The organism is Streptomyces sp. NPDC101225, assembly GCF_044767585.1.
In the GTDB taxonomy this organism is placed as follows: domain Bacteria; phylum Actinomycetota; class Actinomycetes; order Streptomycetales; family Streptomycetaceae; genus Streptomyces.
In genome coordinates this window covers 226,241-248,363 of sequence record NZ_JBIWOE010000010.1, presented here as the reverse complement: position 1 = coordinate 248,363, position 22,123 = coordinate 226,241, and the positions used below count along the sequence as shown (strand labels likewise).

Here is a 22,123-nt window from a genome sequence, read left to right as displayed (position 1 = left end):
CCCTCCGCTTCCGCCCGGCGCGGGCCGGGGGCAGCATGGAAGGGCCACTGGTCACAACCCGGGTGCCCGGCGCCACCGGAAGGTCGAGCCGGATGCCGCGGACGCGGCGGAGGTGGGTGCGGGATGACGGCCGATTCCTTCCGGTCCGGCGGTGACGTGCGAGGCTCCGGGGAGCCCCGGCCCACCGGCCTGCTGGACGTCCTGAGCGTGTCCGCGGTGGTCGTCGACGCCGGCGGACGCGTCGTGTTCTGGACCCCGCAGGCCGAGGAGCTGTTCGGGTACACCGCCGAGGAGGCGCTGGGCACCTACGCGGCCCGGCTGTTCATCCACCCCGAGCACCTGCAGGCCGTGGTCGACCTGTTCACGGAGGTGCTGCGGACCGGCCGGGGCTGGGCGGGCACCTTCCCCATCCGGCACAAGGACGGCAGCACCCGGCTCATGGAGTTCCGCAACATGCGGCTCCAGGACGACCTCGGGGACGTCTACGCCCTGGGCATCGCCGCCGACCACAACCTGCTGCAGCGCGTCGAGACCGATCTGGCCCTGTGCGAGCGGCTGATCAACCAGTCGCCGATCGGCCTGGCCCTCCTCGACCCCGACCTGCGCTACCTCCTGGTCAACCCGGCGCTCGCCCGCATCGACGGCATCCCCGCCGAGGACCACGTGGGCCACCACCTGCGCGAGACCCTGCCGCTGCCGGACGTCGACACCATCGAGTCCGCGCTGCGCCAGGTGCTCACCACCGGCAGCCCGCTGCTCGACCAGTACCACGTGGGCCGTCCCCCGGCCGACCCCGAGCACGAGCACGCCTGGTCGCTGTCCTTCTACCGGCTGGAGGACCCCGGCGGGCGGGTGCTGGGCGCGGCCGCCTCGGTCGTCGACGTCACCGAGCGCCACCGCGCCACCGCCGAGGCCGACCGGGCCCGGCGCCGGCTGGCCCTGATCGCCGACGCCTCGGTACGGGTCGGCACCACGCTGGAGGTCGGGGACACCGCCCGTGAGCTGGCCGAGATCGCCGTGCCCCAGCTCGCCGACGTGGTCGCCGTGGACGTCCTCGACTCGGCCCTGGCCTGCCGCCGCTCGCGCCGGCCGGACGAGGGCCCGGAGCTCTTCCGGGCCCTCGCCCTGAAGGCCGCCCACCCGACCGTGGCCCTGCGCGCCGCCGACCCGCCCGGCGACCTCGCGGCCTACGACGGAGACCGTCTGGTCACGCTGTGCGTGCACTCCGCGCGGCCGGTGCTGGTGCGCCACGTCGGCGACCGGGATCTGCCGCGCATCGCCCGGGACGCCGAGGCCGGCGCGCTGCTGGCCCGGGCCGGCGTGCACTCCTACCTCGCCGTGCCGCTGATCGCCCACGGCGAGGTGCTCGGCGCCCTCGACCTGAAACGGACCCGCAACCCGCTCCCGTTCGACGAGGACGACGTCGTCCTCGCCACCGAACTGGCCGGCCGCGCGGCCGTGGCCATCGACAACGCCCGCTGGTTCCAGAGCGTGCGCAACACCGCCCTGACCCTCCAGCGCAGCCTGCTGCCCGACCACCCGCCCCGGCACGCGGGCCTCGAACTCGCCTCCCGCTACCAGCCCGCGCAGGCCACCAGCGAGGTCGGCGGCGACTGGTACGACGTCATCCCGCTGAGCGACGACAAGACCGCCCTGGTCGTCGGGGACGTCATGGGCAACGGCATCGACGCCGCCGCCACGATGGGCCGGCTGCGCACCGCCACCTGCGCCTACGCCGACCTCGACCTCGCGCCCGGCGCCGTGCTCCAGCATCTCGACAAGATCACCTGCGATCTGGAGCACTACATCGTCACCTGCCTGTACGCGGTCTACGACCCGCGCACCGGGCGCTGCCAGATCGCCAACGCCGGGCACATGCCGCCCGCGCTGGCCGGCCCGGACCACCCCGCCGAACTGCTCGACCTGCCGCCCGGCGCCCCGCTCGGCGTCGGCGGCATCCCCTTCGGGACGACCACCGTCCGGCTCGGCCCCGGCGACCTGCTGGTCCTGTACACCGACGGCCTCGTCGAGACCCGCCAGCACTCCCTGGACGACCGGCTGAGCGTCATGCTGAGCTTCCTCGACGAGCCCCGGCGCCCGCTGGAGGAGACCTGCGACCTGCTCCTGCACGGCCTGCGCCATCCCGACGACCACGACGACGTCGCCCTCCTGGTCGCCCGGTCCGTGCGGGCGACCGGGCCGGGGGACACGGCGTTCAGCCCTGAGGCGGGGTGAGCACCACGAAGTCCGCGTCGGCCGGGTCGAGGCAGACGGCCAGCCTGCCCACGCCCGCCACGTCGGCCGGCCCCATCTGCACGCCGCCGCCGTTCCCGGTGGCCTGCGCGACGGCGGCGTCGCAGTCGTCGACCGCGAAGACCGGGTGCCAGTAGGGGCGTCCGTCCGTCAGGGACAGGTCCTTCGGATCGAACTGCATGAGGCCGCCGTGCATCCGCTCCTCGGGGAGACCGGCCGGCGTGATGAGGGTGTACGGCCCTCCCCCGCCCGGCATCGGCGTCTCGCCGAACCGCCAGCCGAAGACCTCGCCGTAGAACTCCTTCGCCGCCGCGGCGTCGGTCGTGTACAGCTCCGTCCAGGAGAGCGATCCCGGCGCGTCCGCCAGCTCGAACCCCGTGGTCCTCCCCGGCTGCCAGACGGCGAACTGGCCGCCCGCCGGGTCGCTGTACTGCGCCGTCCTGCCCTGGTCGCCGAAGTCCCTCGGCGCCACCCGCACCGTGCCGCCCGCCCGCTCGACGGCCCGCGTCGTGGCGTCCACGTCGGCGACGTCGTAGTAGATCGTCCAGGCCGAGCGGGCGCCCTCCTCGGTGAGCCGGCCCAGCCCGGCGACGATCCTGCCGCCCTTGCGGAAGATCCCGCCGTCGGCACCGTCGCCCATGGACTGGAAGTCCCAGCCGAGCACGGCGCCGTAGAAGGCCGCGGCCGCCGGGACGTCGGGGGAGCCGAGGTCGAGCCAGCAGGGGGAACCGGGAGCGAAGTCGGTGGTGATCACAGAAGTTCCCTTTCGCAGCGTTCACACGCTGTCAGCCTGCCACCGCGTGCCCGCGCCCGCGCGCCGGACCACCCACCCGAACACCACCACCGAGCTCACCGCCGCGACGGCGCACCAGGTCGAGACGAACTCCAGCCGCCACAGCGCCCAGCACACCGGCGCACCCACCGCGGCCAGCAGGCCGAGTCCCCGCAGCCAGGCGTCGCCGGACAGCAGCAACGCGCCGACCGTGGCCAGCAGATAGCCCGCGATCAGCACTCCGCCGTACGGCAGCCCGATGACGTAGCCGACGGTGTGACCGCGGATCTCGGCCCGGACCGTACGGGTGGCGACGACGTACGCCAGCACGGCGGCGGTCAGCACACCGGACACCAGCGCCACGGCCGGCCGTCGCCGGGCGGGCCGCGGAACGGCGCACACCACGGCCAGCGGCACCCACACCGCGAGCAACGGAAGCGCGATCACGACCCAGGCCACGGTCGCCGGTCCGGTTCCGCCGCCGGCCTGCCACACCCGGGCCTCGACCAGCTGATGCGCCCCGAGCAGCAAGGGCAGCACGGCGAGCGGGAGGTCCCCGATCCGCCGCACCCGCGCCACACAGGCCACGCCGACGCAGGCGATCGCCGAACCCGCCACCAGATCAGCCGTCGCACTCCAGCACATGACATCACCATCGCAGGTGCGGGAGCGTTCGCAGGCGGTGGATCACCGGAGTGCGGCGCCGGCCGCCGGTGGACTGCACCCGCGCCACGGCGAGTTGAGCGGTCCCCGCCGCGGTCCGGATCGGCGCGGCCCCGGCGGCGGAGTCCGCCGCAGTACTGCACATGCCGCCCCCCGCGTCCCCCAAAGCGCGAATGAGCCCCGCCGCTGACATCGTTCCGGGCCTTTGCGGCAAGGCCGCCTACGGATTGGCCACCGCCTCACCCCACTTCAGAAGGAGGTACACCGCATGGTCGGCAGACATACCGTGGGCGCGCGCCGCGCCGCCCTGACCGCGCTCGGCGCCCTCGTACTCGTCCAAGTCCCCTCCGCCGCCGCGGCCCCGCCGCCCCCCGCGCCGGGACCCGCGCACCTCGCCGCCCGCACGCTCGGCGCCGTCCGGCCGCCGTCCCAGGTACTGCGCGCGATGGAGCGCGACCTGGGACTCACCCGGTCCCAGGCGAGGGCCCGGCTGGTCAACGAGGCCGAGGCCGGCACCCGCGCGGGCCGCCTCCGCAACGCTCTGGGCGGGCACTTCGCCGGGGCCTGGGTGAGCGGGGCGACCTCTGCCGAGCTCACCGTCGCCACCACCCACGCGACGGACGCCTCCGCCATCCGGGCCCAGGGCGCCAAGGCCGCCGTCGTCGCCACACCGCTGAGCACCCTGCAGGCGCTCAAGGAGCGGCTGGACGCGACCGCGGGCCGTCTGCGCTCGCGCGACACACCGGTCTGGTACGTGGACGTGCCGGCGAACCGGGTCGTCGTGCAGGCGACCAGGCAGGCGGCGGCCACGGCCCTCGTCGAGGCCGCCGGGCTGGCCGGGCGGGGCGTGGCCGTCCGGGTCGCCGCGGAGCGGCCCGGGCTGCGCAAGGACCTCGTGGGCGGCGACGCCTACTACATCAACGGCGGCGCCCGCTGCTCGATCGGATTCTCCGTCACCAAGGGCTCCCAGCAGGGCTTCGTCTCCGCGGGCCACTGCGGCAGGCCCGGTGACGGCACCACCGGCTCCGACCGGACCGGCCAGGGCACGTTCGAGGCGTCCACGTTCCCCGGCAAGGACATGTCCTGGGTGGGCGTCAACAGCGGCTGGACCGCCACGGCCGACTTCGAGGGGCAGGGCGGCAGGCGGGCGTCGGTCGCCGGCTCCGTGCAGGCCCTCGTCGGCGCCGCGGTCTGCCGCTCCGGCTCCACCTCCGGCTGGCACTGCGGCACCATCCGGCAGCTGGGCGCGACGGTCCAGTACGCGGAAGGCACGGTCAACGGCCTCACCCGGACCGACGTGTGCTCCGAACCGGGCGACTCCGGCGGCCCGTTCGTCTCCGGCGCCCAGGCCCAGGGCACCACCTCGGGCGGCTCGGGCAACTGCACGAGCGGCGGAACGACCTTCTTCCAGCCGGTCAACCCGATCCTCGGCGACTTCGGTCTCACGCTGAAGACCGCCCAGACCGGCGCGCAGTCCCCGCAGGGCGACGCCGCGGCGGACGCGTGGCTCCCCGGCCACGTCTACGAGGCCGGGCAGACGGTCAGCCACTCCGGCGTGCGTTACCAGTGCCTGCAGACCCACCAGGCGCAGGGTGTGTGGTCACCGGACGCCACTCCGGCCCTGTGGCAGCGGCTGTAGGAGTCGTTCGGCGCGGACGGCCGGGACCGTGACGGCGATCGCGGCCTCCGGGCCGTCGGGAACGCCGTCGGGCACCTGGACGTGGTCTCCGTCCCGGAGGACGGGGACCACGTCCGACGAGAGGTCCTGCGCCGCACCCCGCAGCAGGGCGGACGTGCCTGACTGCTCCGCACCCGGTCGGGTCGAGTGCCGCTTCGACGACCCTGCCGGGTCAGGGTCCTCACGCCAGGTACTCCGTCGCCGCGTCCAGCAGCCAGTGGGCGAGGTAGCCGGCGAAGGACGAGCGGACCAGCACCCAGAACCCGGCCCGCGGCTCGTCCCGGGCGACCAGGACCACCTGGGTGCGGCCCAGGGTCGTCTGGGCGCAGCGTCCGCCGCCGAAGGCGCGCGGGTGCAGGTCGAGCGAGCAGCCGTGGGCCAGCAGGTCGCGGGCTCGGGGGCCCGCGACGAGCAGCGTGGTGCGCTGCGCGGAGACGTCGGTGACGGAGACGTGCTCGTCCCCGGCGGCCTCCCGCACCCGGCTCTCCAGCTCCCCCTGGCTGCCCGGGGGACCCACCACGAGCCACTCGTCCGGGCCGAGCCACAGTGCGGTCGACTCCCCGGCCCGTACGGCCGTGTTGGGTTCGAGGGGCAGTTGCAGGCCCAGGGCGAGCGCGACCGCGTCCGCCGCCGCGCCCTTGGCGTCCAGGCGGACGTTCACCTGGGCCAGGAAGGGCAGTTCGGCCAGCCGGATCGCGCCCCGGGAGGAGCGCGTCGCGGCGGCCAGCCGGCCGGCGTCACGCGCCAGGGGGCTGCGGGACGGTACGGAAAGAGCGGTGTCAGCCATCGCGGCGGGCTCCCTCGGGGTCGTAGAGGACGGGGCCGGTGACCGTCACCGGGACCAGCCGGCCGCCCACGGGGGCGTACAGGCGCTCGCCGATACGGTCCCGGCCGCCCTTGACCAGGGCCAGCGCGAAGGTCCGTCCGAGGGCGGCGCTGCGGTAGCTGGAGGTGACGTGGCCGAGCATCGGCACCGGCGGTGCGGGCAGCACGCCGTCCGCGACCAGCTGGGTTCCCTCGGGCAGGAACGTGCCGGGTTCCTGCGGGAGCAGGCCGACCAGGTGCTTGCGGTCGGGGCGGACGGTGTCGGCGCGGGCGAAGGAGCGCTTGCCGATGAAGTCACGCTTCTTCCTGGACACCGCCCAGCTCATGCCGAGGTCCTGCGGGGTGACCGTGCCGTCGGTGTCCTGGCCGACGATCGGGTAGCCCTTCTCGGCGCGCAGGACGTGCATGGTCTCCGTGCCGTACGGGGTGATGCCGTACCCGGCGCCCGCCTCGTACAGCGCCTCCCACAGGGCGAGGGCGTCCCAGGGCGACACGTTGATCTCGTAGGCGAGTTCGCCGGAGAAGCTGATCCGGCAGATGCGGGCGTCGATGCCCGCGACGGCCGTCTCGCGCCAGGCCATGAACGGGAAGTCGTCGTTGGAGACGGCCAGTCGGGGCGCCAGGGAGCCGAGGACCGCGCGGGACCTCGGGCCGACCAGCGCGACGGTGGCCCACTGTTCGGTGACCGAGGTGCAGTGCACCCGCAGGTTTGGCCACTCGGTCTGGAGCCACTCCTCCATCCAGTCGAGGACGGCGGCCGCGTTGCCGGTGGTCGTGGTCACCAGGAAGCGGTCCCGGGCGAGGCGGATGACGGTGCCGTCGTCGAAGACCATGCCGTCCGGGCGGCACATCACGCCGTAGCGGATCATGCCGGTCCTCAGCGTGCTCATCATGTTGGTGTAGAGCAGGTCCAGGAAGGCCGCCGCGTCCGGGCCCTGCACGTCGATCTTGCCGAGCGTGGAGGCGTCCATGAAGGCGACGCCCTCGCGGGCGGCGGCGCACTCGCGCAGCACGGCGCGCTCCATGTCCTCGCCGTCCCGCGGGTAGTACCAGGGGCGCTTCCACTGGCCGACGTTCTCGAACAGGGCACCGTGGGCGACGTGCCACGCGTGCAGCGCCGTCGTACGGACCGGGTCGCTCAGCGCGCCGCGGTCGCGGCCGGCGAGCGCGGCGAAGGAGACCGGGGTGTACGGCGGCCGGAAGGTGGTCGTGCCGAGCGCGGAGATGTCGACGCCGAGCAGTTCGGCGACCACGCCGCCGGCCAGGACGCCGGAGGTCTTGCCCTGGTCGTTGGCGGTGCCGGCGGTGGTGTAGCGCTTGGTGTGCTCGACCGAGCGCATGCCGGCGCTTGTCGCCCGGGTCAAGTCGTCGACGGTGACGTCGCGTTGGAGGTCAACGAAGCGCGGTGCGCCCGCGCGGCCGGGGACGGTGAAGACCTGCATGGGCGGCGTCGGCCGCGGCTGTGCGGGCACGGCCGGGAGGGCGGGCGCCTCGGTGGCGTAGCCCTCGGCCTCCAGCGCGCGGGCGCCGGCCGCCGCGCCCTGGGCGAGGACCCCGGCCAGGTCGAACACGCCGTTCGCGCTGCCCGCGGCCTCGACGGCCTGCCGGCAGGTGCCGGGCACGAAGGTGCCGAGCGCCTCGTCGTGGCGGAGCGTGCCGCCCGCCTGGCTGAACAGGTGCGCGACCGGGTTCCAGCCGCCCGAGACCAGGAGGAGGTCCGCGGTGAACTCCCGCTCTCCCTCGGTCTGCCCGTACGGGGCGACGGTGACGGAGGCCAGGCGGGCCTCGCCGCCGGTGCCGGTCACGGCGTGGCCGGGCAGCACCTCGATGCCCGCCGTGCGGGCGCGCTCGGCCCACGCGCCCGGCTCGGTACGGGTGTCGACGATCGCCGGGATCTCCGCACCGGCCGCGGCCAGGTCCAGCGCGGCGGCGTAGGCGCTGTCGTTGGTGGTGAACACGACGGCGCGGCGGCCGGGCAGGACGCCGTACCGGTTGGCGTACGTACGGGCCGAGGCGGCCAGCATCACGCCCGGCCGGTCGTTGTCCGCGAACGCCAGCGAGCGCTCGTGGGCGCCGGTGGCGAGGACGACGCGACGGGCCCGGATGCGGTGGACCCGTTCGCGGGCGACGTGCGCCGGGGCGGCGGCGCCGAGGTGGTTGGTGCGGCGCTCGACGGCCAGCAGGTGGTTGTCGTCGTAGTGGCCGAAGACGGTGGTGCGGCGGAGGATGCGGACGTCCGCGGACGTGGTCAGCCGCTCCGTCACTTCGGCGACCCAGTCGAGGAGTTCGCCGGTGCCGAGGAGGCTGCCGCCGAGTTCCGGCTGGTCGTCGGCGAGGATGACCCGGGCGCCGGTGCGTGCCGCGGTGGCCGCCGCCGCGAGGCCGGCGGGGCCCGCGCCGACGATCAGCACGTCGCAGTGGTCGTGCACCGCGTCGTAGCGGGCGGGGTCCGGTGCGGTGGCGAGGCGGCCCTGGCCGGGCAGGCCGGTCGCCACGAGGCCGTCGTAGAGCTCGACGGTGGTGGCGGGGAGCATGGGCTCGGGGAAGGGTTCCTCGATCTGGATCACCGCGTTGGGTTCTTCGACGCCGGCGGAGAAGATGCCGCGCGGGCGGCCCCGTTTGATGCTCGTCGCCGCGGCGATCACTCCGTTGGCCAGGAGGGCGGAGGCGAGGGTGTCGCCCTCGCGGCCCTGGTACACGGTGCCGTCGAAGGTGAAGGTCAGGGTGCGGGTGCCGGGGCGTGTGCGGGTGCCGGTGCGGGTGCGTGCCGAGGGCGCTGCCCCCAGGTCCCCGGCCGGCCCTGAAGGGGCCTCGTCCTCACACGCCGGACGGGCCGGTTGCGCGGGACGGGGTTCCACCAGCTCCGGCCTTGCCTCCCCCGCCCGGTACACCGACAGCACCTCGTTCGTCGACGTGTCGCGCACCGCGTTGAACCAGCGGCGGCAGCCCGAGGTGTGGTTCCAGCGTTCGGCGAAGGGGCCCCTGGGGTTGTCACGGAAGAAGAGGTAGCGGGCCCACTCCTCGTCGGTGAGGGCCGACGGGTCCTCCGGATAGGGCACGTGGGCCTGGCCGCCGTAGTGGAACTCGGCCTCGTCGCGGGGCCCGCACCACGGGCAGGGGATGAGCAGCATGGATCGGCTCCCTAGTGGGCCACCGCGGCCGCGCCGTGCTCGTCGACGAGCGCGCCGGTGGTGAAACGGTCGAGCGAGAAGGGGGCGTTGAGCGGGTGGGGGGTGTCGTGGGCGATGGTGTGGGCGTAGACCCAGCCGACTCCCGGGGTGGCCTTGAAACCTCCCGTGCCCCAGCCGCAGTTGAGGTAGAGGTTGTCGACGGGGCTGAGGCCGACGATGGGCGAGGCGTCGGGGCTGACGTCGACGATGCCGCCCCAGGTGCGCAGGACGTGGGCGCGGGCGAAGACCGGGAAGAGCTCCAGGGCCGCCGACATCTGGTCCTCGATGATGTGGAAGGCGCCGCGCTGCGTGTACGAGTTGTAGGCGTCGATGCCCGCGCCCATCACCAGCTCGCCCTTGTGCGCCTGGCTGACGTACACGTGGACCGCGTTGGACATGACGACGGTCGGGTGGACCGGCTCCAGCAGCTCCGACACCAGGGCCTGCAACGGGTGACTCTGAAGGGGGAGTTCGATGCCGGCCAGGGCCGCGAGGACCGAGGTGTGGCCGGCCGAGCACAGGGCGACCTTGCCCGCGGCGATCGGGCCCAGGTTCGTCCGGACGCCGACGACCCGGTTGCCGACCACGTCCAGGCCGGTGACCTCGCAGTTCTGGATGATGTCGATGCCGGCCGCGTCCGCGGAGCGGGCCAGGCCCCAGGCCACGTGGTCGTGCTTGGCGATGCCCGCGCGCGGCTGGTAGGTCGCGCCGAGGACCGGATAGCGCACGTCCTGGCTGATGTTGACGATCGGGCAGACGTCCTTGACCTGCTCGGCGTCCAGGTACTCCGCGTCCACGCCGTTGAGGCGGTTGGCCTCGACGCGGCGCACGCTGTCGCGGACGTCCTGGAGGCTGTGGGCCAGGTTCAGCACGCCGCGCTGGGAGAAGAGGATCGGGTAGTCGAGGTCGTCCGCCAGGCCCTCCCAGAGCTTGAGGGCGTGCTCGTAGATGCCGGCGCTCTCGTCCCAGAGGTAGTTGGAGCGGATGATCGTGGTGTTGCGGGCCATGTTGCCGCCCGCCAGCCAGCCCTTCTCCAGCACCGCGACCTTGGTGATGCCGTGGTTCTTCGCGAGGTAGTGGGCGGTGGCGAGGCCGTGGCCGCCGCCACCCACGATCACGACGTCGTACGAGCGCTGCGGCTCGGGTGTGCGCCAGAGGAAGTCGGGGTGTTCGGGGAGCTCGGCGCCGGGGGTGCGGGGGCTCATGGGGTGTCTCCGGCTTCTGCTGCTGCCTGTGACAGGTGCGGGTAGAGCGGGTGCCTGGCGGCCAGGGCCTCCGTGCGGGCACGCAACGCCGCGGTGTCGGGGGCCGGTCGGAGTGCCAGCGCGATCACGTCGGCGACCTCCGCGAAGTCCTCCTCGGTGAAGCCGCGGGTGGCCAGCGCCGGGGTGCCGATGCGCAGGCCCGAGGTGACCATGGGCGGACGCGGGTCGAAGGGCACCGCGTTGCGGTTGACGGTGATGCCGATCTCGTGGAGCAGGTCCTCCGCCTGGCGGCCGTCCAGTTCCGACTCGCGCAGGTCCACGAGGACGAGGTGGACGTCCGTGCCGCCGGTCAGCACCTTCACGCCCGCGGCCGCCGCGTCCGGCCGGGTGAGGCGCTCGGCGAGGATGCGGGCGCCGGCCAGCGTGCGGGCCTGGCGTTCGGCGAACTCCTGCGACGCGGCGACCTTGAAGGAGACCGCTTTCGCGGCGATCACGTGTTCCAGCGGCCCGCCCTGCATGCCGGGGAACACCGCCGAATTGATCTTCTTGGCGAGGTCGGCCTCGTTGGTGAGGATCACGCCGCCGCGCGGGCCGCCGAGCGTCTTGTGCGTGGTCGTGGTGGTGACGTGGGCGTGCGGGACGGGGTTGGGGTGCAGTCCGGCCGCGACCAGGCCCGCGAAGTGCGCCATGTCGACCATGAGGAGGGCGCCGACCTCGTCGGCGATGCGGCGGAAGGCCGCGAAGTCCAGCTGCCTGGGGTACGCCGACCAGCCCGCGATGATCATCTTGGGGCGGTGTTCCTTGGCGAGGCGCTCCACCTCGTCCAGGTCGACCAGGTGGTCGGCCTCGGAGACGTGGTACGGCACGACGTTGAGCATCTTGCCGCTGTAGTTGACGCGCATGCCGTGGGTGAGGTGGCCGCCGTGCGCGAGGTCCAGGCCGAGGACGGTGTCGCCCGGCTGCAACAGGGCGAAGAAGACGGCCGTGTTGGCCTGGGCGCCCGAGTGCGGCTGCACGTTGGCGAAGCCGGCGCCGAACAGGGACTTGACGCGCTCGATCGCCAGCCGTTCGGTGACGTCGACGTGTTCGCAGCCGCCGTAGTAGCGGCGGCCGGGGTAGCCCTCGGCGTACTTGTTGGTGGCGACCGAGCCCTGCGCCTCCATCACGGCGGTGGGCGCGAAGTTCTCGGAGGCGATCATCTCGAGGGTGGACTGCTGGCGGTGCAGTTCGGCGCGGAGGGCCTCGTGGACCTCCGGGTCCAGCTGGGCCAGGGGGGTGTTCAGCGCGTTCATACGGCGTTCGCGTTCCTCTCGGCGGCCTCGACGACGTTGGCGAGGAGCATGGCGCGGGTCATGGGACCCGCTCCCCCGGGCATCGGCGCGAGATGCCCGGCGACCGAGGCGGCCTCCGGGTGCACGTCGCCGACGAGACCGTGCTCGGTGCGGGTGATGCCGACGTCCAGGACCGCCGCGCCGGGGCGCAGCATGTCCTTCGTGATCAGTCCGGGCGAGCCGGCGGCCGCGACGACGACGTCCGCCTCGCGCACGTGCCAGGCCAGGCCCTTGGTCCCGGTGTGGCAGAGCGTCACGGTGGCGTTCTCCGACCTGCGGGTCAGCAGGAGGCCGAGGGGGCGGCCGACGGTGATGCCGCGGCCGACGACGGTCACGCGTGCGCCGGCCAGGGGCACGTCGTGGCGGCGCAGCAGTTCGACGATGCCGCGCGGGGTGCACGGCAGCGGCGCCTCGACGCCCAGGACGAGCCGGCCGAGGTTGACGGGGTGCAGGCCGTCGGCGTCCTTGGCCGGGTCCATGCGTTCGAGTACGGCGCCCGCGTCCAGGTGGCGCGGGAGCGGCAGCTGGACGATGTAGCCGGTGCAGGCGGGGTCGGCGTTGAGTGCGTCGATGACGTCCTCTACCTGGCTCTGCGAGGCGTCGGCGGGCAGGTCCCGGCGGATGGAGGCGATGCCCGCCTGCGCGCAGTCCCGGTGCTTGCCGCCGACGTAGGCGCGGCTGCCGGGGTCGTCGCCGACCAGCACCGTGCCGAGCCCCGGGGCGCGGCCGGTGGTGGCCTCCAGCTTGGCCACCCGCTCGGCGAGTTCACGTCGGACGTCGGCGGCGGTCGCCCTGCCGTCGAGGAGTTGTGCGGTCACCGGTGGTGTTCCTTCCCTCGGATGCGACGCGGTGGGTCAGCCGCGCAGGCGGGACATGCTCGGGTCGAACAGCGGCTCCTCGGCCACGACCGCCTCGATCCGCCGGTCGAAGTAGCCGATGTGCAGGGTGGTCCCGGGCGCCGAGAGCTCCGTCGGCAGCCAGGCGTAGGCGATCCCCTTGCCGATCGTGTAGCCGTAGGACGCGCTGGTGACGTAGCCGACGGCCCGCTCGCCGTCGTACACCGGCTCCTTGCCCATCACGACCGACCGCGGGTCGTCGACGGTGAGGCAGGTCAGCTTCCGCCGCACATCGGCCTTGCGGCGCTCCAGCGCGGCCCTGCCGACGAAGTCGCCCTTGTCGGGCCTGACCGCGAAGCCGACGCCGGCCTCGTAGGGGTCGTGCTCGTAGGTCATGTCGGTGCCGAAGGAGCGGTAGCCCTTCTCCAGGCGGAGGCTGTTGAAGGCGCCGCGCCCGGCGATGATGCCGCCCAGCGGCCTCGCCGCCCGCCACAGGGTGTCCCACAGCTTCAGGCCCTGGTCGGCGGTGGTGTAGAGCTCCCAGCCGAGTTCTCCCACGTAGGACAGACGCATCGCCGTCACCGGGACGCTGCCGACGTGGGCGCGCTTGGCGCGGAAGTACTTCAGGCCGTCGGCCGAGAAGTCCTCGTCCGTCAGCGGCTGCAGGACCTTGCGGGCCAGCGGGCCCCACAGGCCGATGCAGCATGTGCCGGGGGTGATGTCCCGGACCTGGACGGTACCGTCGGCCGGCAGGTGGCGGGTGAACCAGTCGAGGTCGAGGTTGCCGTTGGCGCCGACCTGGAAGACGTCGCGGGACAGCCGGGCGACGGTGATGTCGCTGCGGATGCCGCCGTCGTGGTCGAGCAGCAGGGTGTAGGTCACCGAGCCGACCGACTTGGCGACCTTGCCGGTGACCAGGCCCTCCAGGAAGGCGGCGGCGCCGGGGCCGCTCACCTCCAGGCGCTTGAGGGCGGTCATGTCGTACATCGCGACGGTCTCGCGGGTGACCTGCGCCTCGGCGCCGACGATGGGCGACCAGTACTGCGCGGCCCAGTCGTTCGGCGTGGGGATCGAACGGCCTTCCACCAGCGAGGCGTTGGCCTCGTACCACTGCGGGCGCTCCCAGCCGTTCGCCTCCAGGAAGAAGGCGCCGTGCTCCTGCTGGCGGGGGTGGAAGGGGCTGGTGCGGATGGGGCGCGGGTCGCCCGAGGGCTGCAGCGGGTGGAGGATGTCGTAGACCTCGACGAAGTTCTGGCAGTCGCGGGCCAGCACGTACTCCGGGGAGAGCTGGTGCGGCTCGAAGCGGTTGACGTCGCACTCGTGCAGGTCGAACGAGGAGCAGTGGCCGTCGACCAGCCATTCGGCGACGGCCCGGCCGACGCCCGCGGAGTGGGTGACCCAGACCGCCTCGGCGACCCAGAAGCCCTTGACGTCCGGGGACTCGCCGAGCAGCGGGAAGTTGTCGGTGGTGAAGGAGAACAGGCCGTTGATGCCCTCCTCGATCTTCGCCTCCTGCGTCGCGGGGAGCAGGGACTGGGTCTCGGCCCAGGCCGGCGCGAAGTCCTCCTCGGTGAACTTCAGCACCGAGGGCATCTCGTCGGCCTCGTCGAAGGAGAGGATCTCGTCGGCGGTGATGGGCATCGGGCGGTGGCCGTAGTAGCCGATGCCGAAGCCGTCGAAGCGGTCGCGGTAGTAGAGGTCGGCGTCCTGGTGGCGCAGGATCGGGCGGACCGCCTCCTGTGTCTGGCCCGCCAGCGCCGGGACCGGCCCGGTCCAGGCGAGCTGGTGGCCGAGCGGGGTCAGCGGAAGGTTCATGCCGACCATGCGCGCGATCTTCGGGCCCCAGATGCCGGCGCAGCACACGACGATGTCGGCGGCGAGCTCGCCCTGGTCGGTGACGACGCCGGTGACGCGGCCGTCGTCCTGGCGGATGTCCAGGACCTCGTGGCGGGCCAGGAAGCGCACTCCGCGCTCGGTGGCGCGGCGGATCTGCGCCTCGACCGCGAGGACCGCCTTGGCGAGGCCGTCCGTCGGTACCAGCAGGCCGCCCAGGACACGGTCGCGGTTGACCAGCGGGTGCCGTTCGACGCACTCGTCGGGGGTGAGCAGCCGCGCCTCGATGCCCCAGGCCGTGATCCAGCCGTGGCGGCGCCGCAGTTCGGCCAGGCGCTCGGGGCCGGTCGCCACCTCCAGGCCGCCGACCTGCAGGAAGCACGGCTCGCCGTCGACGTCGAGCGAGCAGAACTTCTCGACGGTGTAGCGGGCCAGCTCGGTCATGGTCTTGGAGGAGTTGGTCTGGAAGACCAGGCCCGGCGCGTGCGAGCTGGAGCCTCCCGTGGCGGGCAGCGGGCCCTGGTCGACCACGGTCACTTCGGTCCAGCCTCGCGCGGAGACCTCTTCCGCGAGGGCCGCTCCCACGACGCCCGCTCCGATGATCACCACTCGGGGTCCCGCCATCGCCGCACCTCCGCAGTCACATCCAGGTAGTTGCTTTTTACGCAACGCGATTCAGGTTGCGCAACTCAATGTGCCCTCCATGGGAAGGGGTGTCAAGAGGTCCGTGACGTCGGAAGACGGCCCGGAACGGCCCCGGACGCGGCAAAGCCCGGCGGGCGGTGCGCACCTGTGCGCACCGCCCGCCGGGCATGGGGAACCTATGGACTGCGACGGCTCACTTGAGCCAGGCGTCCACCTTGTCCTTGTTGGCCTCGACCCACTTCTTCGCGGCGGCGTCGGGCTTCATCTTGTCCACCGCGATGTACTTGGCCACGGTGTTCTGGTCGTCGTTGGTCCAGTTGAACTTCTTCACCAGGTCGTAGGCCGGGGAGCCGGACTTGGCGAACTTGGCGCTGACGATCTTGTCGAGGTCGTAGACGGGGTAGTCACAGGCGATCTTGGCCGCGTCCGCGTCGCAGCCCTGCTTGTAGGGGGGCAGGGCGACCTTCTTCAGCGGCACCTCGGACAGGAACCACTGGGGCTCGTAGAAGTAGCCGATCACCCACTGCTTGTCCTTCTCGGCCTTGCGGTAGGCCTGGATGAGCGCGGTCTCGCTGCCCGCGTACACCACCTTGAAGTCGAGCTTCAGATTCTTGACCAGCGCGGCGTCGTTGGTGACGTAGGAGGGGTCGCCGTCCAGGAGCTGGCCCTTGCCGCCCGACTCCGACGTCTTGAACTTCGCCGCGTACTTGTTGAGGTTCTTGTAGTCGAGGATGTCGGGGTGCGCCTTGGCCAGCCACGGCGGCACGTACCAGCCGATGACGCCCTTGTTGCCCGTGGAGCCGGCCTCGACGGCGGTCTTCTGGTCGGTGATGTACTTCTTCTTCAGGTCGTCGTGGCCCCAGTTCTCCAGGACGGCGTCGACCTCGCCGGTGCCGAAGCCCTGCCAGGCGATCTCCTCCTTGAGGTCCTTCTTGTTGACCTTGCAGCCGAGGTTGTGCTGGGCGACGTACGCGACGACCGCCGCGTCCGCCTCGTAGCCCACCCACGGGTTGACGGCCAGGTTGAAGGTTCCGCACTTGCCCGAGCTGCTGTCCGAGCCCGAGGAGCTGTCGCCGACCTTCGCACCTCCGCACGCGGTGAGGGTGAGGCCGAGGACGGCCAGGCCGGCCGCGCCGGCTCGCCAAGTTCTTGCCATGGTGTGTCCTGCTCCTTATGCACCGCGTCGCGCCGCAGCCTGAGTGATCCGGTCGAACATGACTCCGAGCAGTACGATGGCCAGCCCTGCCGCCAGCCCCTTGCCGTACAGCTCTCCCTGCGAGAAGCCGGCCACGACGTCGTAGCCGAGGGCGCCCGCGCCCACCAGGCCGCCCACAACAACCATCGACAGCACGTAGATCAGGCCCTGGTTGGTCGCGAGGGTCAGGGCGCTGCGTGACATCGGCAGCTGGACCTTGGTGATGATCTGCCGGGTGCTGCACCCGGCGGAGGTGGCCGCCTCGACGGTGGTCCCGGGCACGGCCCGCACCCCGTCCGCGATGATCTTTATGGCGACCGGTGCCGCGTAGACGACGGCCGCGACGATCGCCGTGAAGCGGGTCGCGCCGAACAGCGCCAGGAACGGCACGAGATAGACGAACGGCGGCATGACCTGGGCGGCGTCCAGGGTGGGCCGCACCAGCTTGTCGACGAGCATGCTGCGCCCCATCCAGACGCCGAAGACGACGCCGAGGAGCATCACCAGGACCGTCGCGACGAGGGTGGAGGCGGTCGTCGTCATGGCGTCCGACCACACGCCGGTGCCGACCAGCAGACCCACGCACACGGCCGTGGTGATGCCGGCCTTCCAGCCGCCCAGCACCACCGCCAGCGCCACGAGCACCATGCCGACGAGCCACCAGGGCGAGTCGGTGAGCAGGCTCTGGAACGGGTTGAGCAGCACGTTGGTGATCACGTCGCGGAGCGCGTTGGTCAGGCCCGAGAGGTTGTCCTGCGCCCAGGTCGTCACGGAGTCGGCCGCGTCGGCGACGTGGCTGCCGACGGTGCCGTCGCCGGGGAATTCCGACGCCCACAGATACGTGTGGGACAGGTACACCAGCACCGCGGTGACCACGGCTCCGGCGCCGAGCAGCTGCCCCCGCCACTTCAGGAGGGGGCTCTTGGAGCGCCGCGCGTCCTCCTCGCGGGTGCTGGCCGCGGTCGTCACCCGGTCCAGCACGATCGCCATGACGACGATGGCGAGGCCCGCGTTGAAGGCCGTGCCGACGTCCAGGGACTGCAGCGCCTGGACGACGGTCTTGCCGAGGCCGGGCGCGTCGATCAGGGCCGCGATGGTGACCATGGCCAGGGCCGCCATGATGGACTGGTTGACGCCCATCACCACGGTCCGCTTGGACATGGGCAGCAGCACCTTCAGCAGCGACTGCCGCCGGGTCGCGCCCAGCGAGTCGGCAGCCTCGGTGGTGGTCTCCGGTACGGAGCGGATGGCGTGCGCGGTGATGCGGATCGCGGGCGGCGCCGCGTAGATGACGGTGGCGATCGTCGCCGAGGCCGGGCCGATGAGGAAGATCAGCGTCAGCGGGGCCAGGTAGACGAAGGTCGGCATCGTCTGCATGAAGTCCAGGAAGGGCGTCACGATCCGGTTGAACCGGTCGGACAGCCCCGCCCACACGCCCAGCGGGATCGCGAACAGCAGTGCCACGAGCACCGCGGAGAGGGTCAGGGCCAGGGTGTCCATGCTCTCCTGCCACAGCCCCTGCAGCCCGAAGAAGACGAAGCCGCACACGGCGAGCAGCGCCACGCGCCAGTTGCCCACGGCCCAGGAGACGTAGCCGGCGATGCCGACGACGCCGAGCCAGCCGATCTGCGGGACGGGCCGGCCGGGCGGGGCCTGGGAGATCAGGTGCTGGACGAAGGTCACCAGGTTGTCGATGACCAGCCGGATCTCGTTGAAGAAGTACAGGAAGAGCGGGTTGGAGTTGCGGTTGGCGCCGACGGAGTCGTTGACGTCGTTGAACCACCGGTGCAGACCGGTCAGGTCCGCCGTCGCGAGCGAGAGGGTCTGCCTGCCGCGCAGCACGGCGAACAGCACCAGCCACGACACCAGGATCCCGGCGACCACCGCGGTCCGGCTGACCTGGCGCGGCTCCTTGGCGGGCGCCTCGGGTCCGGCCGGCCCCGAGGTCTCGGGCTTCTCGACGGCGACGGTCATCACGCGCCGCCTTCCTGCCCGGCGACCACGGCGAGGATCTCCTCGTCGCCGACGATGCCCAGCAGCTTGCCGTTCTCGACGACCTTGACCGGCTTGTGGGCGGCCAGCACGGTCCGGGTGGCCTCCCGTACGACGACGTCCGGGCCGAGCTCCGGCCCGTCCAGGGCGTCCGTGTCCTCCGGGGCTCGCATGATCCAGCGCAGGGTGAGCACGTCACCGCGCGGCACGTCCTTGACGAAGTCCCGTACGTAGTCGTCGGCGGGGGCGCCCACCAGCTCGTCGCCCGTACCGCACTGGACCGTCTTGCCGTCGCGCATGATGAGGATGCGGTCGCCCAGCTTCAGGGCCTCGGAGAGGTCGTGGGTGATGAACACCATCGTCTTGCCGACCTCGTGGTGCAGCCGGATGACCTCGCTCTGCATGTCCCGGCGGATCAGCGGGTCGAGCGCGGAGAACGGCTCGTCGAAGAAGAGCACGTCCGGGTCGCCGGCCAGCGCGCGGGCGAGGCCGACGCGCTGCTGCATACCGCCGGAGAGCTGGTCGGGGTAGGAGTTCTCGTAGCCGGCGAGACCGACCAGCTCCACGACCTCCTGGGCCCGCTTGGTCCGCTCGGACCTGCTCATGCCGCGGATCTCCAGGCCGAAGCCGACGTTGTCGACCACCCGGCGGTGCGGCAGCAGGCCGAAGTGCTGGAAGACCATGGAGAACTTGCTGCGCCGCAGCTCACGCAGCCGCTTCTCGTCCGCCTCCCGGATGTCCTGGCCCTCGAAGACGACCTCGCCCGCGGTGGGTTCGATCAGCCGGGTCAGACAGCGCACGAGCGTGGACTTGCCGGAGCCGGACAGGCCCATGACGACGAAGACCTCGCCGGGCGAGACGTCGAAGCCGACGTCGCGTACCGCGGCGGTGCACCCCGTGCGGTCCATGAGCTCGCGGCGGCTCAGCCCGCACAGCTCCTCCGATTCCGGCACCCGCTCGGCCTTCGGCCCGAACACCTTCCACAGCCTGCGCACGGATATGACCGGAGTCCCGTCCGACTCCTCGGGCGTGCCGCGCCGCTGCGCCACCTCGGTCTGTGTTGGGGTCACGATCGACCTCTTTTCGGCGTTCAGCCGCTAAACCAGCGCTGCGGCCGGGGTTGGATGTTCTGCCAGATGTGCTTGGGCTCCCGGTACTCGTCCAGGCCGCTCGCTCCCAGTTCGCGGCCGACGCCCGAATGCCCGAAGCCACCCCATTCGGCCTGCGGCACGTAGGGGTGGTAGTCGTTGATCCACACCGTGCCGTGCCGCAGCCGCCGGGCGACCCGCTGGGCCCTGCCGGCGTCCTGCGTCCAGACGGCGCCGGCCAGTCCGTACTCGGTGTCGTTGGCGATGCGCACGGCATCGTCCTCGTCGGTGAAGCGCTCCACGGTGAGCACGGGCCCGAAGGACTCCTCGTGCACCACCCGCATGTCCTGGGTGCAGGCGTCGAGCACGGTGGGCGGGTAGTAGTGGCCGTTCGCCAGCGCCGGGTCGTCGGGCCGCTCGCCGCCGCAGCGCAGCACCGCGCCCTCGGCGAGGCCGGCGGCGACGTACGCCTCGACCTTCTCCAGGTGCTGCGCGGAGATCAGTGCCCCGGTCTCGGCGTCCGGGTCGAAGGGGCCGCCGAGGCGGATGCGCCGGGCGCGGCGCACGACCTCGTCGACGAAGCGGTCGTGCAGCGCGTCCTCGACGATCAGCCGGGCACCGGCCGAGCAGACCTGCCCGGAGTGCAGGAAGACGGCCGTGAGGGCGAAGTCGACGGCGGCCTCGAAGTCGGCGTCGGCGAAGACGACGTTGGGGTTCTTGCCGCCGAGCTCCAGTGCCACCTTCTTCACGGTCGCCGCGGCGGCGGCCATGATCCGCCTGCCGGTCTGCAGCCCGCCCGTGAAGGAGACCAGGTCGACGTCCGGATGCTCGGACAGCGGTGCGCCGACCTCGGGGCCGGTGCCCAGGACGAGGTTGGCGGCACCGGCCGGCAGGCCGGCCTCCTCCAGTGCCCTCATCAGCAGGACGGCGGTGGAAGGGGTCAGCTCGCTGGGCTTGAGGACGATGGTGTTGCCGGCCAGCAGGGCCGGGGCCACCTTCCAACTGGCCTGCAGCAGGGGGTAGTTCCAGGGGGTGATCAGCCCGCACACGCCGACCGGCTCGTAGACGACGCGGCTGACGGCGTCGTCGCGGCCGGTGTCGATCACGCGGCCGGCGTCGGTGCCGGCGATCCCGCCGTAGTGGCGGAAGCAGGCGACGACGTCGGCGATGTCGTACTCGCTCTCCACCAGCCGCTTGCCGGTGTCCAGCGACTCGGCGCGGGCGAAGTCCTTGGTGTCGCGCTCCAGGATGTCGGCGGTGCGCAGCAGCAGCGCGCCGCGCTCACGCTCGGGCGTACGGGGCCAGGGCCCCTCGTCGAAGGCCCGACGGGCGGCGGCGATCGCCGCCTCGGCGTCAGGACGGGTGCCTTCCGCCACGGTCGCGACGCGTGCGCCGTCAGCGGGGCAGCGGATGTCGCGGTGGCCGCCGGCCACCGGTGCCCGCCATTGTCCGTCCACGTACAGATCTGCCACGCGCCGAGCCCTTCAGCCGGAATGCGTTGCGCATCGCGCATCCAATTGCTTGTGGTGGAACACAGTGGCGAATGCCCAGAGTCCCGTCAAGTGGTTGGCCGATGACGATTTCGCCATGGCGCCCGTTACCCGGCCACCCTTGACCGCGGGCGCGCGGCGAGCTCAGCATGTTGCGCATCGCTCACCTTGTTGTGCATTACGCACCGACGGAGGCCACAGATGTCCCCTCGACCGCAACCCGGGCGTGAGTACGTCCTGACCCTCGCCTGCCCAGATGGCGCGGGCCTAGTCCACTCCGTGAGCGGTTTCCTGGTCAGGAACTCCGGCAACATCCTGCAGAGCCAGCAGTTCGACGACCGGCTCCAGGACCGCTTCTTCATGAGGGTCCACTTCGACGTTTCCGATCCCGACGCGGATCTGCAAACGCTGCGTTACCGCTTCGGCCCGGTCGCCCAGGCCCATCGCATCTCCTGGACCCTGCGGGACGCCGCCACCCCGACGCGCACCCTCGTCATGGTCTCCCGGTTCGGGCACTGCCTCAACGACCTGCTCTTCCGCAGGCGCACCGGCGCCCTCAACATCGAGATCCCCGCGATCGTCTCCAACCACCGCGACTTCGAGGGCCTGGCCGAGACCTACGGCATCCCCTTCCACCACGTGCCGGTCACCCCGGACACCAGGCCCGAGGCCGAGGCACGGCTGCTGGAGCTGGTGCGGGAGCTGGACGTCGACCTGGTCGTGCTGGCCCGGTACATGCAGATCCTCTCCGACGACCTGTGCAAGCAGCTCGAGGGCCGCGCCATCAACATCCACCACTCCTTCCTGCCCAGCTTCAAGGGTGCCCGCCCCTACGCGCAGGCATACGACCGCGGGGTGAAGCTCGTCGGGGCGACGGCGCACTACGTGACCCCGGACCTGGACGAGGGCCAGATCATCGAGCAGGACGTGGTCCGCGTCGACCACTCCCTCGACCCCGGCGAACTGGTCACGGTCGGCCGGGACGTGGAGGCGCAGGTACTGGCGCACGCGGTGAAGTGGCACAGCGAGAGCCGGGTGATGGTCGACGGCAACCGCACGGTGGTCTTCCGCTGAGGATCACGTGCGAAGGCGGGCGGGCCGGGGTCTCCGGTCCGCCCGCCTTCGTATACGGAACCCGGTACGGAGT

15 protein-coding genes are annotated in these 22,123 nt (G+C 72.3%); 3 read left to right on the top strand and 12 right to left on the bottom strand.

Annotated elements, in window-relative coordinates:
- The first annotated feature begins 123 nt into the window (after positions 1 to 123).
- Complete coding sequence (locus ACIRPX_RS17690; RefSeq protein WP_404194833.1) at positions 124 to 2,235, top strand: SpoIIE family protein phosphatase; 2,112 nt, start codon at positions 124 to 126, stop codon at positions 2,233 to 2,235.
- On the opposite strand, the gene ACIRPX_RS17685 is transcribed toward ACIRPX_RS17690, so the two are convergent.
- Together ACIRPX_RS17685 and ACIRPX_RS17680 are read right to left on the bottom strand one after the other, a co-directional pair.
- Positions 2,216 to 3,007: a VOC family protein gene (locus ACIRPX_RS17685; protein ID WP_404194831.1), complete on the bottom strand. Its 792-nt coding sequence runs from the start codon at positions 3,005 to 3,007 to the stop codon at positions 2,216 to 2,218. The two genes, ACIRPX_RS17690 and ACIRPX_RS17685, sit on opposite strands and share 20 nt — an antisense overlap.
- A 21-nt stretch (positions 3,008 to 3,028) precedes the next feature.
- Positions 3,029 to 3,670, bottom strand: coding sequence for a DUF6629 family protein (locus ACIRPX_RS17680; RefSeq protein ID WP_404194829.1), 642 nt, complete (start codon positions 3,668 to 3,670; stop codon positions 3,029 to 3,031).
- A gap of 286 nt (positions 3,671 to 3,956) precedes the next feature.
- Here ACIRPX_RS17680 and ACIRPX_RS17675 point away from each other — a divergent pair, with 286 nt between their 5' ends.
- On the top strand, positions 3,957 to 5,327 hold the full coding sequence (locus ACIRPX_RS17675; protein WP_404194827.1) for an alpha-lytic protease prodomain-containing protein: 1,371 nt from the start codon (positions 3,957 to 3,959) through the stop codon (positions 5,325 to 5,327).
- A 220-nt stretch (positions 5,328 to 5,547) separates the two neighbouring features.
- On the opposite strand, the gene ACIRPX_RS17670 is transcribed toward ACIRPX_RS17675, so the two are convergent.
- From ACIRPX_RS17670 to ACIRPX_RS17625, 10 genes are all read right to left on the bottom strand, one after another.
- Complete coding sequence (locus tag ACIRPX_RS17670) at positions 5,548 to 6,153, bottom strand: sarcosine oxidase subunit gamma (RefSeq protein ID WP_404194825.1); 606 nt, start codon at positions 6,151 to 6,153, stop codon at positions 5,548 to 5,550.
- On the bottom strand, positions 6,146 to 9,322 hold the full coding sequence (locus ACIRPX_RS17665; RefSeq protein WP_404194822.1) for a sarcosine oxidase subunit delta family protein: 3,177 nt from the start codon (positions 9,320 to 9,322) through the stop codon (positions 6,146 to 6,148). The genes ACIRPX_RS17670 and ACIRPX_RS17665 overlap by 8 nt, the downstream gene beginning before the upstream one ends.
- An 11-nt stretch (positions 9,323 to 9,333) precedes the next feature.
- Positions 9,334 to 10,566, bottom strand: a complete 1,233-nt coding sequence (locus ACIRPX_RS17660) for a sarcosine oxidase subunit beta family protein (protein WP_404194819.1) — start codon at positions 10,564 to 10,566, stop codon at positions 9,334 to 9,336.
- Positions 10,563 to 11,858 (bottom strand): serine hydroxymethyltransferase, encoded by a 1,296-nt coding sequence (gene glyA, locus ACIRPX_RS17655; RefSeq protein ID WP_404194816.1) that lies wholly within the window; start codon positions 11,856 to 11,858, stop codon positions 10,563 to 10,565. Before glyA ends, ACIRPX_RS17660 begins: the two co-directional genes overlap by 4 nt.
- Positions 11,855 to 12,715, bottom strand: a complete 861-nt coding sequence (locus tag ACIRPX_RS17650; RefSeq protein WP_404194814.1) for a bifunctional methylenetetrahydrofolate dehydrogenase/methenyltetrahydrofolate cyclohydrolase — start codon at positions 12,713 to 12,715, stop codon at positions 11,855 to 11,857. Before ACIRPX_RS17650 ends, glyA begins: the two co-directional genes overlap by 4 nt.
- Positions 12,716 to 12,751: 36 nt before the next feature.
- A complete protein-coding gene (locus tag ACIRPX_RS17645) occupies positions 12,752 to 15,190 on the bottom strand; it encodes an FAD-dependent oxidoreductase (RefSeq protein ID WP_404194811.1) in 2,439 nt (812 codons plus the stop codon).
- A gap of 214 nt (positions 15,191 to 15,404) precedes the next feature.
- Positions 15,405 to 16,367: an ABC transporter substrate-binding protein gene (locus ACIRPX_RS17640; RefSeq protein ID WP_404194809.1), complete on the bottom strand. Its 963-nt coding sequence runs from the start codon at positions 16,365 to 16,367 to the stop codon at positions 15,405 to 15,407.
- Positions 16,368 to 16,382: 15 nt separating this feature from the next.
- Positions 16,383 to 18,380: an ABC transporter permease gene (locus ACIRPX_RS17635; RefSeq protein WP_404194807.1), complete on the bottom strand. Its 1,998-nt coding sequence runs from the start codon at positions 18,378 to 18,380 to the stop codon at positions 16,383 to 16,385.
- Complete coding sequence (locus ACIRPX_RS17630; RefSeq protein WP_404194804.1) at positions 18,380 to 19,468, bottom strand: glycine betaine/L-proline ABC transporter ATP-binding protein; 1,089 nt, start codon at positions 19,466 to 19,468, stop codon at positions 18,380 to 18,382. Before ACIRPX_RS17630 ends, ACIRPX_RS17635 begins: the two co-directional genes overlap by 1 nt.
- A gap of 20 nt (positions 19,469 to 19,488) precedes the next feature.
- The gene (locus ACIRPX_RS17625) at positions 19,489 to 20,958 is read right to left on the bottom strand and encodes an aldehyde dehydrogenase family protein (protein ID WP_404194800.1); all 1,470 of its coding nucleotides are present in this window, start codon (positions 20,956 to 20,958) and stop codon (positions 19,489 to 19,491) included.
- Between the two features lie 219 nt (positions 20,959 to 21,177).
- Between ACIRPX_RS17625 and purU the strand changes: the two genes are divergently transcribed.
- Positions 21,178 to 22,050: a formyltetrahydrofolate deformylase gene (purU, locus tag ACIRPX_RS17620; RefSeq protein WP_404194797.1), complete on the top strand. Its 873-nt coding sequence runs from the start codon at positions 21,178 to 21,180 to the stop codon at positions 22,048 to 22,050.
- The last annotated feature ends 73 nt before the right edge of the window (positions 22,051 to 22,123 follow it).

Excerpts from the sequence above, each read along its gene's own strand:
- ACIRPX_RS17690 (WP_404194833.1), top strand. The coding sequence starts at position 124 with ATGACGGCCGATTCCTTCCGGTCCGGCGGTGACGTGCGAGGCTCCGGG.
- ACIRPX_RS17680 (WP_404194829.1), bottom strand. The coding sequence starts at position 3,670 with ATGTGCTGGAGTGCGACGGCTGATCTGGTGGCGGGTTCGGCGATCGCC.
- ACIRPX_RS17675 (WP_404194827.1), top strand. The coding sequence starts at position 3,957 with ATGGTCGGCAGACATACCGTGGGCGCGCGCCGCGCCGCCCTGACCGCG.
- ACIRPX_RS17670 (WP_404194825.1), bottom strand. The coding sequence starts at position 6,153 with ATGGCTGACACCGCTCTTTCCGTACCGTCCCGCAGCCCCCTGGCGCGT.
- ACIRPX_RS17665 (WP_404194822.1), bottom strand. The coding sequence starts at position 9,322 with ATGCTGCTCATCCCCTGCCCGTGGTGCGGGCCCCGCGACGAGGCCGAG.
- ACIRPX_RS17660 (WP_404194819.1), bottom strand. The coding sequence starts at position 10,566 with ATGAGCCCCCGCACCCCCGGCGCCGAGCTCCCCGAACACCCCGACTTC.
- glyA (WP_404194816.1), bottom strand. The coding sequence starts at position 11,858 with ATGAACGCGCTGAACACCCCCCTGGCCCAGCTGGACCCGGAGGTCCAC.
- ACIRPX_RS17645 (WP_404194811.1), bottom strand. The coding sequence starts at position 15,190 with ATGGCGGGACCCCGAGTGGTGATCATCGGAGCGGGCGTCGTGGGAGCG.
- ACIRPX_RS17640 (WP_404194809.1), bottom strand. The coding sequence starts at position 16,367 with ATGGCAAGAACTTGGCGAGCCGGCGCGGCCGGCCTGGCCGTCCTCGGC.
- ACIRPX_RS17635 (WP_404194807.1), bottom strand. The coding sequence starts at position 18,380 with ATGACCGTCGCCGTCGAGAAGCCCGAGACCTCGGGGCCGGCCGGACCC.
- purU (WP_404194797.1), top strand. The coding sequence starts at position 21,178 with ATGTCCCCTCGACCGCAACCCGGGCGTGAGTACGTCCTGACCCTCGCC.